We start from the raw sequence: 16,742 nt of genomic DNA, 5'->3' as shown, positions 1-16,742 counted from the left end.
GGCGCAGAACGCCGCCGACGCGGCAGCGCGCGCGGGCGTGCCCGGTGAGCTCTGGGTGCGTCTCGACGGACGCGTGCTGAGCGTCGCCAATACGGGTGCGCCGCTGGACGAGTCCGGGGTGCAGGCTCTCGTCGCCCTCCGCGCGTCGAACAAGTCGGCGGGCACGGTCGGCCGTTACGGGGTTGGTTTCACCGCGGTGTTGTCGGTGAGTGACGAGGTGGAGTTGCGCTCGTCGTCCGGTTCGGTCGTTTTCTCTTCGCGGCGCACGCGATCTGCGCTCGCGGAGTTCGACGGCGCCGATCCGGGTGCCGATGTTCCGGCGCTGCGCCTCGCGTGGCCCACCGCCCACCGTCCCGTCGCGGGGGCGACGTCCGAGGTCGTCTTGACCCTGCGCGACACCGTCGACGCGACCGCGTTGCTGGCCCACATGGCCCGCGAGGCGCCGGACCTGCTGCTCGAGCTTCCTGCCCTGGACTCGATTACCGTGGCGGGCAGGGAGTTTCGAAGACGGGAGCGCCCACTGGCATCCGGGCTGACCGACATCGCCATCGGCGACGACCACTGGTGGCAATTCGAGTCCGTGCGGGCCCGGTGGCTGGTCCGCGTGGTCGACGGCGTCGTGCGCCCCTCTGCCGACGACGTTCTGCGCGCCCCCACTCGCTCGGACGAGGAACTGTCGATCCCGGCAATGTTGATAGCGGACATTGCGATGCAGCCCGATCGCCGCCGCGTGCTGCCCGGCGCATCGCTTGCCGAGGTAACGGTCGGTTACGCCGACTTCGTGGCGGCATTGCCCCCGAAACAACGACCGGCGCTGGTCCCCTTGCCGGGTTTCGCTCGCAGCGAGGTCGATTCGGCTCTGCGGGAACGGCTGCTCACCGAACTGCGGGAGAAACCGTGGCTTCCCACAGTCGGTGGGAAGGACAGGGCGCCCAACCGGGCATCGGTCGTACCCGGACTCAGTGACGAACTCGCCGAACTCCTCGCCGACATCGTGGACGGCCTGGTGGTACCGGAACTGTCCGGACCGCGCTGGGCCCCCGCTCTGGCCGCCGTCGACACCCACAGGATCGGACTCGCCCGCATCGCCGAACTGATCAGCGGGATCGACCGCGAGCCGACGTGGTGGGCTCGCCTGTACGCCGCGCTCGAACCTTTGGCCATCGACGCACTCGCGGCCGAGGAACTGGCCTCCATTCCCGTGCCGCTGTCGGACGGCCGCACGGTGACCGGACCGCGAACGGTATTGCTGGGCCACGACATCGGAGATGTTCTCGGTGTCGACTGGACGCGGCTGGTCCACCCCGAGGCGGCGCACCCGCTGCTGTCGAGGCTCGGCGCCAAGACCGCGACCGCCGTCGACCTGCTGTCCGACCCGGCACTGCGGGCCGAGATCGAGGACCTCGATCACGACGACGTGGCTGCGGCCGAGGAATTGTCCACCGTGGTGCTCGCGCTCGCCGCACACGCCGAGCCCGGTGCCCTGCCGTCGTGGGTGGGCGAACTCCTTCTGCCCGACATCGACGGCGAGTTGCGCGGCGCCGACGAATTGCTCCTACCCGGTGCACCTCTCGCGGCGGTTCTGGTGAACGACTCGCCGTTCGCGTCGGTGGACCCGGCTTTCGCCGAGCGGGTGGGCGAGACTGCATTGCTTGCCGTCGGTGTGGGCTGGGGCTTCACCGTGCTGCGCGCAGAACTGCCCACCGGGCCCGATCACGACCTCGACGACGAGAACCGCTGGTGGGACACACTCGACGACGATCCCGAGACGATCGACGCCGTCCGTGACCTCGACCTCGTGGACGAGGATCGCTGGGCGACGGCTCTGACCATGCTCGCGACGGATCCGTCGACCCGCCCACTGCTCGCGGACCGCGGCGGCTACACGGCGTGGTGGCTTCGGCACAACGCCGAACTGGACGGCCAGATCCTGGGATTGCTCCGCGAACCGGGCGATGACACGTTCACCGGGCTACTGGACGCCGTCGATCATCCGGAATCGGGCGTGTTCGCCGCGGCGCTCGCCTCACCCGCCGTCGATTCTCCCGAACTGGCGCAGCTCCTCCTCGATCGTCTCGCCGACTCCCGACGGCAACCTTCCCCGGCGGTGATCGTGCGCACGCACACCCTGCTGGGCGCGGCCGCTGCTGCGGGGGTCCTCGACCTCGACGAACTACACCTGCCGGACCATGTGCGCGCCGTCACCGGCGCGGTGATCGACGCCGGCGCGGCGCTGGTGCTCGACAAGCCGTGGTTGTCCGCCGCAGTCCCGCACGACCGTCTGGTCGCGGGGGCCCTCGACACCGGTGAGGCACTGGCCGACCTGCTCGATGTCGCCACAGCCTCCGCGGCGGTGCGGAGCGTCGTGACCAGCACCGGCCGCCCGGTGTCGTGGGAGCTCGAACCGACGGCAGTGCTCGCCCACGTCAGCATCGGCCGGCCCCTGCCCCACGGCAAGGTCGTGGTTCATCCGCAGCTCACCGTATCGCTCACCGGTGCCCTCGATGCCGAAGTGACCGTTCCGTGGTGGGTGGACGAAGACGGCACCACACACGTCTCCGAGTCCTGGGCGGCAGCCACCTGGGGTGTGCCCGATGCTCGTTGACAGCAGTGTCCTGAACGGGGTGATCGAGGACCGGCCGGTGTGGCTGGTCGACGTCGTCACGGCGATCACGAACAGCGGGGGAACCGTAGCCGCGTGGATCATCTCGGTCGTACTCACCATCACTCTGCTGCGGCAGGACCGCCGACGGGACGCCCTGCTCGTCGGCGGCGCGATGCTGTCCGGCTGGGCGGTGATGAGCGGCCTGAAACAACTGTTCCGGCGCGACCGACCACCGCTCCCCGAACGGCTGGTGAACATCTCGACCTACTCGTTCCCGTCCGGCCACGCCATGATGACCGCCATCCTGGCCTGTGTCGTCGGCACCCTGGTCGTTCGCCTCGTCGTGCTTCCTCGTGTCCGCGCGGCAGCGCTGACCCTGCTCGGGCTCTACACGCTGATGGTCGGGCTGTCGCGGGTCTACCTCGCGGCGCACTGGATCACCGACGTCCTCGCCGGCTGGGTCTTCGGGGCACTGTGGGCGGCCTTCTGGATCCTGCTGACCCGCTCACCCGCCCGCACCCGCACCTAGAGCAGACCCTGCTGTGCCCCCCGACTGCCGCGCCTCGCCGCCCGCCGCTGCAGCGCGAACAATCCGTAGCCGAGGAATCCGACGACGACGCCCGCGATACACGTCGGCAGCGCATCCGCCCACCGGTCGCCCGTGACGATCACCACGACCATCGCCACAACCCACGCAAGCGTGCCCAGGATCAGTGCAGGTCGCGGGTCGGCGAGGCGCCGCGTGAGGGGCTGTCGGTCTTCGGTCTCGTTCACCGAAAGAACGCTACCCTCGTCATCGTGCCCTAATCTCCAGTAGCGACGCGCGACTTCTGGCGATGGGGATTGAGAACATGGGTGCAGCTCCGACACTGCTCGACAACTACTTCAAGATCACCGAACGTGGTTCGACGGTGGGCACGGAAATCCGCGGCGGTGTGGTCAGCTTCGTCGCGATGGCGTACATCGTGGTCCTCAACCCGTTGATTCTCGGCAGTTTCTCCGCGGACGACGCCGTCGCCAAGACGGACGTCCTCGGCAACATCCTCCCCGTCAACCAAGTGGCGGCGGTCACCGCCCTCGTGGCCGGGCTGATGAGCATCGTCTTCGGCATCGTGGCCAACTATCCCTTCGCGATCGCGGCGGGCCTCGGTATCAACAGTCTCCTCGCCGTCACCATCGCGCCGCAGGTCACCTGGCCGGAGGCGATGGGCCTGGTGGTGATCGACGGAATCATCATCGTCGTCTTGGCGCTCACCGGTTTCCGGACCGCGGTGTTCAACGCCATTCCGCCCGAACTGAAATCCGCGATCGCCGCCGGCATCGGAATGTTCATCGCGTTCATCGGCCTCGTGGACGCCGGATTCGTGCGACGCATTCCCGACGCTGCCGGAACGACGGTCCCAGTGGGACTCGGCATCAACGGATCTATTTCTTCCTGGCCCACAGTGACCTTCGTGTTCGGTGTCCTGCTGATGGGCGTTCTGGTAGTCCGCAAGGTGCGCGGTGGATTGCTGATCGGCATCGTCGTCACCACCGTGCTGGCGGCGATCATCGAGGCGGTCGCCGGAGTGGGCCCGTCGCTCGGAGTGAACCCGAACGGTTGGAACCTCAGTGTGCCCGCGGCTCCCGATGTCGTCGCAGAACTCCCAGACCTGAGCCTCGTCGGCGACGTCAGCCTCTTCGGCGCCTTCGTCCGCATCGGCGTGCTGGCCGCGAGCCTTCTCGTGTTCACTCTCGTGCTCGCCAACTTCTTCGACGCCATGGGCACCATGACCGGCCTCGGCAAGGAAGCCGGTCTCACCGACCAGGAGGGCAACCTGCCCAACATCGGGCGGGCGCTCGTCGTGGAGGGAACCGGCGCTATCGTCGGTGGTGGCGCATCCGCTTCGTCCAACACGGTCTTCGTGGAGTCCGCATCCGGCATCGCCGAGGGCGCGCGCACCGGCCTGGCGAATGTCGTGACGGGACTGCTCTTCCTGGCCGCGATGTTCCTCACCCCGCTGTACTCGGTGGTGCCGATCGAGGCGGCCGCCCCAGCCCTGGTTGTGGTGGGCGCCATGATGATCGGCCAGGTTCGCGACATCGACTTCTCGAAGTTCTCGATCGCGTTGCCCGCGTTCCTCACCATCGTCGTGATGCCGTTCACCTACTCGATCGCCAACGGCATCGGTGTCGGCTTCATATCCTGGGTGGTCCTGAACGCTGCGAGTGGCGGTGTCAAGAAGATTCACCCGTTGATGTGGGTGGTGGCACTGCTGTTCGTGGCGTACTTCGCAGTGGACCCGATCACCGACGCAGTAACGTAAACGACGGCCCATCGGTCCCGTATTGTCATTCCCGTGACCACGGATACGCGCGCACTCGCCAGCGACCTCTCTTTGGCCGTCGTGCGCCTCACGCGTCATCTGCGTGGGCGTCGCGTCGACGCCCAGGTGTCGCTCACCCAGCTGTCTGCGCTGGCCACCCTTGCGCGTGACGGAGCCATGACGCCGGGCAATCTCGCCGCCCGTGAGAAGGTACAGCCGCCGTCGATGACCCGGGTCATCGCCTCGCTCGTCGATCTGGGACTGGTCGAGCGCGCAGCGCATCCCACCGACGGCCGCCAGATCATCGTCACACTCTCCGATGCCGGTCACGCGTTGATCGCCGACGAGACGCACGCCCGTGAAGCCTGGATGAACGAGCGGCTGTCCGGACTCGACGAGGACCAGTTGAAAACGCTCCGCGACGCGGTCGGCATCATCACGGCCATTGTCGCCGACTCCGAGTAGCCGCACCGGAGCGCAGGTGCTTCGGCCGCCGGGAGCAAGATGGAACGGTGCCACCCGAACCTGACGCCGCCTCACCCGCCCGGCAGAAGACCGGAATGTTCGCCGCCCTGCATACCCGCAACTACCGGTTGTGGGCCTCGGGGCAGATCGTGTCCCTCGTCGGGACGTGGATGCAACGGGTGGCGCAGGACTGGCTCGTCCTGACCCTGTCGGACGGCAACGCCCTCGCGGTGGGCATCGTGATGGCACTGCAGTTCGGGCCGACCCTGTTCCTGTCCGTGTGGGGTGGCGTGCTCGCCGACCGCTACGACAAGCGGCGAATCCTGATCACCACTCAGGTGGCGATGGCGTTGTGCGGCCTGGTGCTCGGCCTGCTTGACGTGGGTGGGGTGGTCGTGCTGTGGCACGTGTACCTGATTGCCTTCGTGCTGGGTTGCGCGTCGGCGATCGATGCACCGGTCCGTCAATCGTTCACCATCGAAATGGTCGGCAGGGATTTCCTTCCCAATGCCATCGCGCTCAACTCGATGACCTTCAACACCGCGCGCATCATCGGCCCGGCGGTGTCCGGGGTGCTCATCACCCTCATCGGCACGGGCTGGGTGTTCCTCCTCAACGCAGCCACGTTCACCGGGGTGCTGGTCGCGCTGGTGATGATGAATACGCGGGAACTGTTCACAGCGCCGCCCGCGGAACGCGGTAAAGGGCAGGTGCGGGCGGGCTTTCGTTATGTGTGGGGCCGCGCCGATCTGCGGGTGCTCATGATCGCGGTGTTCCTGGTGTCGACGTTCGGGCTGAACTTTGCCCTCAGCCTGGCTGTGCTCGCCCGCAACACCTTCGGGCAAGGCGCGGACGCCTACGGGCTGCTCTCCACCACCCTGGCCGTCGGCACGCTCGCGGGCGCCACGATCGCCGCGAAGCGCCGGACACCGCCGCGATTGCGTACGTTCCTCGGTGCCGCGGCAGCGTTCGGCGCATTCGAGATTCTCGTCGGACTCATGCCCACCTACCTTCTCGTGGCCGTCATGCTGGTGCCCACCGGGGCGCTCACCCTCACGTTCACCACGGCGGCGATGAACATTCTCCAGATGTCGGTGCCGTCGGAGATGCGGGGCCGGGTGATGGGTATCTACATGCTCTGCTTCCTCGGTGGCACTCCGCTGGGCAGTCCCGTTCTGGGCTGGCTCGCCGACGTCCTCGACCCGCGTGCACCCCTCGTGATCGGCGGTGTCATCTCATTGGTCAGCGGCCTCGGCGCTGCCCTGTACCTGATGCGGCACGCGAAGGTGCGACTGAAGGTGCGCAGACCGGATGCGGGCCGCTACCTTCCGGTGTTCGAGCTGCATAACGTCGTCGACCCGCACCCGGTCGTGGTGTGCGACGCCACCGAGCAGGCGGTGGAAGCCGGCCGCGACTCGCGGCCCTGACGGCTGCCGCGACCGTTCAGACGCCGACCGCCGTCGCCACGGCCCGCCGGGTCAGCACTCTCGCGAGGTGGCTGCGGTAGTCGGCGTCGGCGTTACCGTCGGTGACCGGGTCGGTGCCCTCGGCCGCGTGCTCGGCGGCCGCCCGGATCAACTTCGGATCGGCGGCATTGCCGACGAGCGCGTCCTCGACGCCGCGAGCGCGCACCGGCACGGAGCCCATGTTGGTCAGCGCTACCCGGGCCTGGCGGATGGTGCCGCCGTCGACCTGAATCGTCGCGGCCACCGCCACGATCGACCACGCCTCCGCGACGGTGTTGAACTTCTCGTACCGCGCCTCCCAGCCGGTGTGCTTCGGGATCCGCACATCCGCAAGTATTTCGTCCGGGTGCAGTGCCGTCGTGTAGTAGCCCTCGAAGAAGTCGGCGACCGGAATGCTTCGCCTGCCCGCGGTACCGACCGCGGTCAGGGTGGCGTCGAGTGCCAGTGCCGGTGCGCACAGGTCACCCGCCGGATCGGCATGTGCCAGAGCGCCACCCAGCGTGCCGCGGTGCCGGATCTGCGGATCGGCGACCGTGCGGGTCGCTTCGACGAGCAGCAGCGCGTGCTCCTGGACGAGCGGGTCGCGGATCATGTCGTAGTACGTGGTCATCGCGCCGATCACGATGCTGTCGCCGTCCTCGCGCACACCGCGCAACTCGACGATCCGGCCGAGATCGACGAGAGCGCTCGGCGAGGACAAGCGCAGCCGCAGCACCGGCAGCAGGCTCTGACCGCCCGCGAGTATCTTGGCGTCGTCCCCGGCCTCGGCGAGTGCGGCCACCGCCTCTTCGACCGTGGTCGGGGCTACGTAGTCGAAGGTCGACGGAATCATCGGGCACCTCCCTGAGCGGACCGGATGGCGTTCCATACCCGCATCGGTGTACAGGGCATCGCGATGTCACGCACCCCGAACTGGCGGACGGCGTCGAGGACTGCATTGACGACGGCCGGGGTGGATGCGATCGTTCCCGCCTCACCGACCCCTTTGACGCCGAGCGGATTACCGGTGGCGGGAGTCTCGGTGCGGCCCGTGGTGAACCTCGGCAGATCCGCCGCGGACGGCACGTGGTATTCGGCGAAGGAACCCGACAGCAGAGTGCCGGACTCGTCGTACACCGCCTCCTCGTACAGGGCCTGCGCGATGCCTTGGACAAGTCCGCCGTGCACCTGACCCTCGACGATGAGCGGGTTGACCACGTGCCCGATGTCGTCGACGCACACATAGGACCGGATGCCGACCTTCCCGGTTTCGGTGTCCACCTCCACCGCGCACAGATGTGTGCCGTGCGGGAACGAGAAGTTCTCCGGGTCGTACGTGGCCTCGGAGTCAAGGTTCGGCTCCACCCCGTCAGGCAGATCGTGCGCGGCGAACACGGCGAGCGCGACGTCGGCGATGCCGACCGCCTTCTCGGTGCCCTTCACCCGGAACCGGCCCTCGGTGAATTCGAGATCGTCCTCGGCGCACTCCATCAGGTGCGCGGCGATGGGCCGGGCCTTCGCGATCACCTTCTCGGCGGCCTTCACCACCGCGATCGCCCCGACGGCCAGCGACCGTGAACCGTACGTGTCCATGCCACGTGGCGACGTCTGGGTGTCGCCGTGCAGCACCTCTACGTCCTCGAACGGAACCCCGAGCTGATCCGCGACCACCTGGCTCCACGCGGTCTCGTGTCCCTGGCCGTGCGCCGACGAACCGGTGACCACTTCGACCTTGCCGGTGGGCAGCATCCGGATCGCCGCGTGTTCCCACCCGCCGGCCCCGTAGGCCAGGGCGCCGAGGGTGCGCGACGGCGCCAGACCGCACATCTCGGTGAACGTCGACACCCCGATGCCGAGTTGCACCGGGTCGTTCCGCTCGCGGCGCTCCGCCTGTTCGCGCCGGAGCCCGTCGTAGTCGAACAACTCCCGCGCGCGCTCGGTGGCGGCCTCGTAGTTGCCGGAGTCGTAGGTCAGGCCCGCGACGGTGTCGAACGGGAACTCCTCGTGGGTGATCCAGTTCTTCGCCCGCAGTTCCAGCGGATCCATCGACAACTCGGTCGCGAGCTCGTCCATCATCCGCTCGATCGCGAACGTCGCCTCCGGCCGCCCCGCGCCGCGGTAGGCGTCGGTGGGCACCTTGTTGGTGAACACGTTGGTGCACGTGAAGTGATACGCCGGGAACTTGTAGATGCCGTTGAACATGAACGCGCCCAGGATCGGCACCCCCGAGGTGACCAGGCGCAGGTACGCGCCCATGTCGGCGAGCAGTTCCACCTTCATTCCGGTGACGGTGCCGTCGCGGCGGGCGGTCAGGGTCAATTTCTGGATCTGGTCGCGCCCGTGATGCGCCGCGACCATCGATTCGCTACGTGACTCGGTGTACTTGACGGGCTTGCCGAGTCGCCGCGCGACGAGCAGCGCGATGACCTCCTCCGGCGTCACCTGAAGTTTGCCGCCGAAACCGCCGCCGACATCCGGGGCGACGACGCGCAGTTTGTGTTCCGGTATGTCGAGCGTCATCGCCAGCATCAGCCGCAGGATGTGGGGGATCTGTGTGGCCGACCACATGGTGATCTGAGCGCCGGTCGGGTCGACCACCACCGAGCGGGGTTCCATGAACGCCGGGATCAGCCGCTGCTGCCGGAACGTGCGCTCGACGAGTACCTCGGCGTCGCGGATGGCCTGCTCGACGTCGCCGCCCGTGCCTGCCTCCGCAGAGTCGAAGGTCCAGGTGGCGCTGACGTTCGTCCCGAGATCCGGGTGCACGAGGTCGGTGCCGTCGGCGGCCGCGGCCGCGAGATCGAGCACGACCGGCAGTTCGTCGTACTCGACGTCGATCGCCTCGAGTGCGTCGTGCGCCTCGTACGCGCTGCGCGCCACCACAACCGCGACGGCCTCGCCGGCGAAGTTCACCCTGTCGACCGCGAGGGACGGGGCGGGCGGCGACTTCATGTCCGGTGTGATCGGCCAGGCGCACGGCAGGCTGCCCTGCTCGGCGGCGAGGTCGGCACCGGTCAGGACCGCGACGACACCGGGCATCTCGCGGGCGGCGGTGGCGTCGACACCGGTGATGCGGGCGTGCGCGAACGGGCTGCGCAGGATCGCCAGGTGCTGCATACCCGGTAGCACGAGGTTGTCGGTCCAGCGGGTACGGCCCGTGACCAGATGCTCGTCCTCCTTGCGCTTGCGGGCCTTGCCGATTTCCGGTTCGGCGGTGGCGGTCATCGCACACCTCCCTGCGCGGTGTCGGTCTTCGGTGCGTCCGCCGTCGTCGGTGTTTCGGTGGTGCTGCCGCCGCGCAACCGCTGCGCCGCATCCTGCACCGCGCTGACGATGTTCTGGTATCCGGTGCAGCGGCACAGGTTGCCTTCCAACCCAAGCCGCACGGTCCGCTCGTCCGGGTCGGGTTCCTCGGCGAGCAGGTCGAGGGTCTGCATGATCATGCCGGGCGTGCAGTAGCCGCACTGCAGGGCGTGGTTGTCGCGGAACGCCTGCTGCACGGGGTGCAGGGTGCCGTTCCGGGACAGTCCCTCGATGGTGAGGACGTCGGCGCCGTCGGCCTGCACGGCGAGCACCGAGCAGGACTTGACGCTGTGACCGTTCAAGTGAACGGTGCACGCCCCGCAGTTGCCGGTGTCGCAGCCGATGACGGTGCCGACCTTGCCGAGCCGGTCCCGTAGGTAGTGGACGAGGAGTAGTCGTGGTTCCACCTCGTCCGTGTATGCCGTTCCGTCGACGGTGACAGTGATGCGCATCGCGCCTCCAAAGCCGGGAGCCTCAGGTGATACGTCCTACTCTGCGCCGATGAAGCGCGAACAACACCCGAAATCGTGGAACCCGTTCCGTATCGGTCACGTTCGGCGCGCGACCTCGAGCAGTTCCTGCAGTGTCGCGAGACTGTGGCCGGCGAGCAGACGATCGACGTACGGCAGCGCGGCCGCGATCCCCGACTGCACGGGCTCGTAACCGTCCGCGCCTGCGTGCGGATTCACCCACAGCACGGTGCGGGCGAGTCTGCGCAACTGTGCCATCTGCTCTGCGAGCAGCGTGGGGTCACCGCGCTCCCAGCCGTCGGAGAAAATCACGACGACGGCGCCGCGGGCCACGCCTCGCCTGCCCCAGCGGTCCAGGAACGCGCGCAGCGTCTCACCGAGACGGGTGCCGCCCGCCCAGTCGGGCACGGCCCTGCCTGCCGCGGCGAGCGCCACTTCCGGGTCGCGGACCCGCAGCGCCCGGGACAGCCGGGTCAGGCGGGTGCCCAGCGAGAACACCTCGGTGCCGCCAGGGTTGCCGCGGGCGACGACGTGCGCGAAACGCAGCAGTGCGTCGGCGTACGGGCTCATCGATCCGGACACGTCGATGAGCAGCACCATCCGGCGTGGCCGGGTGGCTTTGCGGTGGAGGCTCGGCCGCACCGGTTCGCCGCCCGCCGCGAGCATGCCCCGTACGGTGCGCCGCGGGTCCACCGTCCCCCGGCGGGCCGGGCGCATCCGGATGGCCGGGCGGGTCGGGGGCCGCGGGCGCAGGGCGGCGATCAACTCGGCGAGGTGCGCGCGTCCGGCCGCGGTGAGGTCGGCGATGTCGCGGTGGCGCAATACCTCGGTATCGTCCGCGGCGACCCGCAGTTGCGGCGCGTCGCCACCGGTGTCGCCACCGTCCGTCGTGGTCAGGGCGGCGGTTCGGGCGCGGCGAGGCAGTTCCCCGGACCGCGGCACACGGGCGGGAACGGTACCGCCGAACCAGGCTGCGAACGCCGAGTCATACCGGGGGATGTCGTCGGGACCGCGGCACAGTGTCGCGCGACCTGCCCAGTACACCTGTTCGGGATTGCCCACTTCCACCTCGCGGAGTGCCCGGGTGAAGGCGGCGACAGCGTCCGACGCGACCGGCAGTCCCGCGGCTGCGAGGGCGTGGGCGAATCCGGCCAACCCCACCAGAGGATCGCCGGCGCCCTGTGCTGCGGGCATGCTTCTCACCCGGCCAGGAGGCGGTCCAGTCCGGCACGGGCGACCCGTTCGAGGTCCTCGCGGTACTTGAGGACGGCACCGAGCGTCGCGGCGGCTGTCTCCGCGTCCAGCACGTCCCGGTCGAGTTCGCGCAACGCGCGTGCCCAGTCCAGCGCCTCGGCCACCCCCGGCGGCTTGAGGAGTTCCATCTCCCGCAGGGAGTGGACGGCGTGGGCGACCTGCGTGGCGAGGGCGGGGCCGATGCCGGGGATGCGGCGTCGCAGGATCGCGACCTCCCGGGCCAGGTCGGGGTGCTCGAGCCAGTGGTACAGGCAGCGGCGTTTGAGGGCGTCGTGCACTTCGCGGGTGCGGTTGGAGGTGAGCACCACCAGCGGCGGTGTCGCCGCCCGCACCTCGCCGAGTTCTGGGATGGTGACCGCGTTCTCGTCCAATACCTGCAGCAGGAACGCCTCGAACTCGTCGTCGGCGCGGTCGATCTCGTCGACGAGCAGCACGCAGGGGGCTTCGGTGAGCGCCCGCAGCAATGGGCGGGCCAGCAGGAACCGCTCGGTGTACAGCGAGCGTTCGACGGTGTCGGCCTCGAGCAGGCCGGTGCTCGCCGCCTCGAGCGTCCGCAGGTGTAGCAGCTGCCGCGGGAAGTCCCAGTCGTAGAGCGCCTGCGCGGCGTCGATGCCCTCATGGCACTGCAGGCGGATCAGCGGCAGGTCGAACGCCTCCGACAACGCGGTCGCGAGCGACGTCTTGCCGGTGCCGGGTTCACCCTCGCAGAACAGCGGTCGTCCCATACGTATGGCGAGGAACGCGGCCATCGCGACGCCGTCGTCGGCGAGGTAGCCCGTGGCGTCGAGCGCCCGCGCCAGTTCCGCAGGCGAACCGACCGTCGGTGTGGAATCCCTCACCCACGCGAGCCTAGGTGAGTGCCCGCCCCCGGACACGCGACTCGGAGGAGCTTGCTGCCGTCAAGCGTCCGGCTCCACCCTGCCGCGGTCCTCGCTCAACCGCCGGAACATCGCGGTGGCGCCGAACCGCGCGGCCACCCGTTCGACCAGTCCCGGCGCGATCTGCCCCAGAGCGAGCAGCGGGCGGATCGGGGCTCCGCTCTCGACGATCTCGGGCCGGTCACGCTGGATTGCCCGGATCACGGCGGCGGCGACCTTGTCGGTGGTGGTCTCGCCCGTGATCCGGCCGGCCCTGATGCCGCGTTCCGTCATGCGTTGGTACATGCCGTCGCCGGCGATGAATCCGGGGCACACGACGGAAAAGCCGACGGGCGAGCCCGCGTACTCCGCCCGCAGCGATTGGGTGAGCCCGATCAGGCCCGCCTTCGTCGTGGCGTACGGCGCGCAGTACGCCGGACCGATCTTGGCTGCCAGCGACGAGATGAACACCACGTGTCCCCAACCGCGGTCGAGCATCCCGGGAACCACTCGGCGTGTGAGAAGCAGTGGTGCGGTGAGATTGACGTCGACCATTGCGGTGAGCTCGCCGGGGTCGAGTCGGGTGAAGGCCGAGACGTTCTCCACACCGGCGTTGTTCACCAGCAGGTCGAGGGGACCGACTGTGGCCTCGGTGCGTGCGATGAGCGAATCGAGCTGTTCCAGTCGGTTCAGGTCCCCGGGCACGGCCTCGGCGCGCACACCGAGAGCACGCAGTTCACCGACGACTTCCGCGAGTCGATCCTCGCGCCGGCCGGACACCGCGACGGTGACGCCTTCACGCGCCAGCGCCCGTGCGATGACGCGGCCGAGGCCGCCGGAGGCACCCGTCACCAGAGCTGTGCGTCCACGCAATTGCTTCATCCCTTCGAGCTTTCGCGTTCGGTGGTGGGGAGTCAACGGGGTGACTCCGCACATACGGCACGATGGACCAGTGGTTTCCGTCATCGACATAGCAGATCCGGCCGATTCGCGGCTGGACAACTTCCGCGATCTCAACTCCTCGGATCGCCGCCCGGATCTTCCCGAAGGTAAGGGCCTGGTGATTGCGGAAGGCGTGCTGGTGGCTCAGCGCCTGCTTGCCTCTCGTTTCGACCCGATTGCGCTTCTGGGCGTCGATCGCCGGCTCGGGGAACTCGCGGACGACCTGGCCGAGGTGGACGTCCCGTTCTACCGAACGACGGCGGATGTCATGGCCGAGGTCGTGGGATTCCATCTCAATCGCGGCGTACTGGCCGCGGCACGTCGGCCTGTGCCGCTCGACTTGCCGGAGGTGCTCGACAACGCGCGAACGGTCGCCGTCCTCGAGGGAGTGAACGATCACGAGAACCTCGGTTCCATGTTCCGCAACGCTGCCGGGCTGGGAGTGGACGCCGTCGTCTTCGGCAAGGGTTGTGCGGACCCGCTCTACCGCCGGGCGGTGCGAGTGTCCATGGGCCACGTTCTGCGCGTTCCGTTCGCACACGTCTCGGCCTGGCCCCGCGACCTCGACGTGTTGCGCGAGCGCGGGTTCCAATTGATCTCGCTGACGCCGAACCCCGAAGCGATCACCTTGGCCGAGGCCATGACGGGGGAGAAGGTCGCCGTCCTGCTCGGCGCGGAAGGCCCAGGCCTCACCGAACATGCCATGCGTGCCACCGACGTCCGTGCCCGCATCCCGATGGCCCCGGGGACGGATTCGCTGAACGTGGCCACCGCCGCCGCGATGGCGTTCTACGAACGCGTCCGGACGGGTCGGTGACGGTGCCGCCTGCACCACGGCCGGTGTCCGGCGCCGGGGTCCCGTGGTTCACCGGGCTACTCGTCACCGGATTCACGGCGGTCGTCGTGGCGACCGCGGTCATCGCCTTCGGCACCCAATTGGCCCGCATCAACGCGGTGCTCGCGGTCTTCCTGGAGCTGGTGGTGGTGGCGGGTGTCGCCCCGACTGCGTGGCGGTTCCGCCGGACGCCGGTGTGGCGGTGGGTGGTATACGGAATGGGCGTAGGAGTTTTCGTGGGATGGATCGCGGCTCTCGCGGGCGCAGGCTGACCGTTCAGAAACCGAAATACCTGCGCAGGCGTCCGGGCCTGCGGGTGGCGGAGGGTGGTGCGACGGCAACGGGGGCCGGTTCCAGCGCCGGTGCTGACACCGGTTCCGGCTCCGGCATTTCCGGCTGCTCCACGTCCGCGGCGGGACCTTCGCCCGGGCGGTGCACGGTGAAGGCGAGCACCGGGAGGGACTTCGGGTCGAGCTCGGAGTCCTCTCGGGGTCCGGTGTACCGGAATCCCAGCCAGTTCCGGTTGGCGCCTTCGGCGAACTGTTGTGGGTGGAACGGCAGCGACTGCGGATCGGGAAGAACCCCCGGCGGATAGCGCAGCGGGAACTCGCCTGCCCAGTAAGGCCTTTCCCATACCAGGGGTAGGCCGAGGTCTTCATGGATGTGCACCGGTGTCGCACTGAAGGATCGGGCCACTTTGCCGTTCTCCCACATTGCGAACGAACCCCACGCGAGGTCGGGCTTGGACGCCACATAGTAGATTCGCTCGAATGCCGAGACCGGCAACCGGCTTTCGGGCAGTGTCGACGGGCGGGGAATCGCCAGATCGGCACTGCACACGACGGTGACACCGGGGTAGCAACCGATATACACGGTGGCGTCCTCATCGACGGCGGCCGCCTCGGACAGCGACGCCGAACCGGTCCGCGTGGCCACCAGATCGGGGTAGAGCCGGCTGGCGAGTGCCTGGGCGGCATCAGGATCGGATTGTGGGTGTCCACGTAGGACGGTGACCGGATCGGGGGCGTCGACGTACCAGATCGTTGATACCTTCGCCCCCACGGTCATCCCTCTCTTTCGGTGCTTACCTGAAAGAGTACGACCACGACCGTGTTCCCGGCCTGTTCACCGCGCCGGTAATCAGCGTCCGCTGCTGCGAACGCCGAGCAAAACGTCGTCCCACGACGGAAGCGACGGCTTCCCGCGCTTGTCCCTGTTGGAGGTCTGGTGCGGAGCGACCTTCGGTGCGGTGGGCTCGGGCTCGGTGTCTTCGTCGACCGGCTCGGGCACGTCGGTTTCGGCTTCGACGATGCGCTCCGGCTCCGCCGCAGGCGATGTGGACTCCGCCGGGTAGTCGACGAATTCGAGTTGCTCGGGCTCGTCGGACGCTACGGGAGCCAATCCGCGCAGTGGACGGCCGAAGTCGGGATCGATCAGGTCGAACGCGGTGTCGTCGAGTGCGACGATGGTGCCGCCGTGGGCATCCGGCTGGTACCGCCAGTGCGCGGCGTTGGTGGTGCGGCCCGCCTGCCACTGCAGTTGGGCGACCCAGTGGTTGTCCTCGTCACGCCAGGCGTCCCACGTGGCGTCGTCGATGTTGTGTCCGCGCGCCCGGAAAGCCTGGGTGACGATCTCGGCCAGCGTCGGAACGGCAGGGCCGTTGTCGCGGACCGGATGTCCACCCTGCGCCATCTCGGCGGCACGGGAGCGTTCGAGTAGAACCGGGTAGGCGAAGCGTTCCACCTTCGACAGCGGAATACCGGCCTCGTCGGCCACCTGCTCTACGGAAGCACCGGCGCGAATGCGGGCCTGGATCTCACGGGGTCTGAGCTGACTGTCCATTTCGATCTCAATCTGGCCGAGTCGAGCGATGTCCCCGCGGGATGCTGCGCGGAGCTTGTCATCGGCGGGAAGCCGGAATTTTTCGCCGGTAGCAGCATCAGCGCACACGACGTGCGAACCATCTGGCTCGAGACCGATCACTCGAAGCTCTCGCACGTTGACCTCCTTATCGCGCCGGCTCGCGACGATGTACCGCGCCAACTGTAATTCATTCGTGACAGCCGATGCGGGAGGACACGCGCGGCCGTGGTCGCGGCACAGAGGATCATGTCCGCGTTACGCTTCGACGTTTCGGAGTCGCAATTCATCCGCTACACCCTCCATCACTCCGTCGGGATCGGCTCCCAGGACGTGGTCGTGGCGCGCATACTGATCGGCAGAGCCCGGGAACCGGGAAGTCGGAACAGAAGTGGATCCC

16 protein-coding genes are annotated in these 16,742 nt (G+C 68.5%); 7 read left to right on the top strand and 9 right to left on the bottom strand.

The genetic code is table 11. The features are described 5' to 3' along the window. Nucleotides 1-37 precede the first annotated feature (37 nt). A complete protein-coding gene (locus JQT59_RS31690; RefSeq protein WP_213578270.1) occupies nt 38-2,605 on the top strand; it encodes an ATP-binding protein in 2,568 nt (855 codons plus the stop codon). Next, nucleotides 2,595-3,134 (top strand): phosphatase PAP2 family protein, encoded by a 540-nt coding sequence (locus tag JQT59_RS31685; RefSeq protein ID WP_213573374.1) that lies wholly within the window; start codon nt 2,595-2,597, stop codon nt 3,132-3,134. The genes JQT59_RS31690 and JQT59_RS31685 overlap by 11 nt, the downstream gene beginning before the upstream one ends. On the opposite strand, the gene JQT59_RS31680 is transcribed toward JQT59_RS31685, so the two are convergent. Continuing rightward, the gene (locus JQT59_RS31680; protein WP_213573373.1) at nt 3,131-3,379 is read right to left on the bottom strand and encodes a DUF2530 domain-containing protein; all 249 of its coding nucleotides are present in this window, start codon (nt 3,377-3,379) and stop codon (nt 3,131-3,133) included. The genes JQT59_RS31685 and JQT59_RS31680 overlap by 4 nt on opposite strands. A gap of 77 nt (nt 3,380-3,456) precedes the next feature. Here JQT59_RS31680 and JQT59_RS31675 point away from each other — a divergent pair, with 77 nt between their 5' ends. From JQT59_RS31675 to JQT59_RS31665, 3 genes are all read left to right on the top strand, one after another. Beyond that, nucleotides 3,457-4,911 carry an NCS2 family permease gene (locus JQT59_RS31675; RefSeq protein ID WP_213573372.1) on the top strand — a complete coding sequence of 485 codons (1,455 nt, stop codon included), beginning with the start codon at nt 3,457-3,459 and terminating at the stop codon, nt 4,909-4,911. Between the two features lie 33 nt (nt 4,912-4,944). After that, on the top strand, nt 4,945-5,376 hold the full coding sequence (locus JQT59_RS31670; RefSeq protein WP_109327398.1) for an Rv0880 family HTH-type transcriptional regulator: 432 nt from the start codon (nt 4,945-4,947) through the stop codon (nt 5,374-5,376). Nucleotides 5,377-5,471: 95 nt separating this feature from the next. After that, the gene (locus JQT59_RS31665) at nt 5,472-6,803 is read left to right on the top strand and encodes an MFS transporter (protein ID WP_213578268.1); all 1,332 of its coding nucleotides are present in this window, start codon (nt 5,472-5,474) and stop codon (nt 6,801-6,803) included. A gap of 16 nt (nt 6,804-6,819) precedes the next feature. On the opposite strand, the gene JQT59_RS31660 is transcribed toward JQT59_RS31665, so the two are convergent. The 6 genes from JQT59_RS31660 to JQT59_RS31635 form a co-directional block, all read right to left on the bottom strand. Continuing rightward, complete coding sequence (locus tag JQT59_RS31660) at nt 6,820-7,674, bottom strand: FAD binding domain-containing protein (protein WP_213573371.1); 855 nt, start codon at nt 7,672-7,674, stop codon at nt 6,820-6,822. Further along, complete coding sequence (locus tag JQT59_RS31655) at nt 7,671-10,046, bottom strand: xanthine dehydrogenase family protein molybdopterin-binding subunit (RefSeq protein WP_213573370.1); 2,376 nt, start codon at nt 10,044-10,046, stop codon at nt 7,671-7,673. The genes JQT59_RS31660 and JQT59_RS31655 overlap by 4 nt, the downstream gene beginning before the upstream one ends. After that, nucleotides 10,043-10,576, bottom strand: a complete 534-nt coding sequence (locus JQT59_RS31650; protein ID WP_213573369.1) for a (2Fe-2S)-binding protein — start codon at nt 10,574-10,576, stop codon at nt 10,043-10,045. The genes JQT59_RS31655 and JQT59_RS31650 overlap by 4 nt, the downstream gene beginning before the upstream one ends. 96 nt (nt 10,577-10,672) lie before the next feature. Next, nucleotides 10,673-11,788 (bottom strand): vWA domain-containing protein, encoded by a 1,116-nt coding sequence (locus JQT59_RS31645; RefSeq protein ID WP_213573368.1) that lies wholly within the window; start codon nt 11,786-11,788, stop codon nt 10,673-10,675. A 5-nt stretch (nt 11,789-11,793) separates the two neighbouring features. Continuing rightward, entirely contained in the window at nt 11,794-12,687 is an 894-nt protein-coding gene (locus JQT59_RS31640; RefSeq protein WP_213573367.1) for an AAA family ATPase, read from the bottom strand. Nucleotides 12,688-12,747: 60 nt separating this feature from the next. Further along, nucleotides 12,748-13,587: an SDR family NAD(P)-dependent oxidoreductase gene (locus tag JQT59_RS31635; RefSeq protein ID WP_213573366.1), complete on the bottom strand. Its 840-nt coding sequence runs from the start codon at nt 13,585-13,587 to the stop codon at nt 12,748-12,750. A gap of 70 nt (nt 13,588-13,657) precedes the next feature. Between JQT59_RS31635 and JQT59_RS31630 the strand changes: the two genes are divergently transcribed. Next, a complete protein-coding gene (locus JQT59_RS31630) occupies nt 13,658-14,464 on the top strand; it encodes a TrmH family RNA methyltransferase (RefSeq protein WP_213573365.1) in 807 nt (268 codons plus the stop codon). Continuing rightward, nucleotides 14,461-14,754 (top strand): DUF2537 domain-containing protein, encoded by a 294-nt coding sequence (locus JQT59_RS31625; RefSeq protein WP_490000299.1) that lies wholly within the window; start codon nt 14,461-14,463, stop codon nt 14,752-14,754. The genes JQT59_RS31630 and JQT59_RS31625 overlap by 4 nt, the downstream gene beginning before the upstream one ends. A 4-nt stretch (nt 14,755-14,758) precedes the next feature. Here the strand turns inward: JQT59_RS31625 and JQT59_RS31620 are convergent, their stop codons facing one another. Next, on the bottom strand, nt 14,759-15,550 hold the full coding sequence (locus JQT59_RS31620; RefSeq protein WP_213573364.1) for a DUF6928 family protein: 792 nt from the start codon (nt 15,548-15,550) through the stop codon (nt 14,759-14,761). A gap of 72 nt (nt 15,551-15,622) precedes the next feature. Then, nucleotides 15,623-16,480, bottom strand: a complete 858-nt coding sequence (gene sepH, locus JQT59_RS31615; protein WP_213573363.1) for a septation protein SepH — start codon at nt 16,478-16,480, stop codon at nt 15,623-15,625. Nucleotides 16,481-16,742: the final 262 nt, after the last annotated feature.

Source organism: Rhodococcus sp. USK13 (genome assembly GCF_018343855.1).
Lineage (GTDB): Bacteria > Actinomycetota > Actinomycetes > Mycobacteriales > Mycobacteriaceae > Rhodococcus_F > Rhodococcus_F oxybenzonivorans.
The sequence above is the reverse complement of the archived record's forward strand: the minus strand, read 5'-3'. Positions and strand labels throughout refer to the sequence as shown.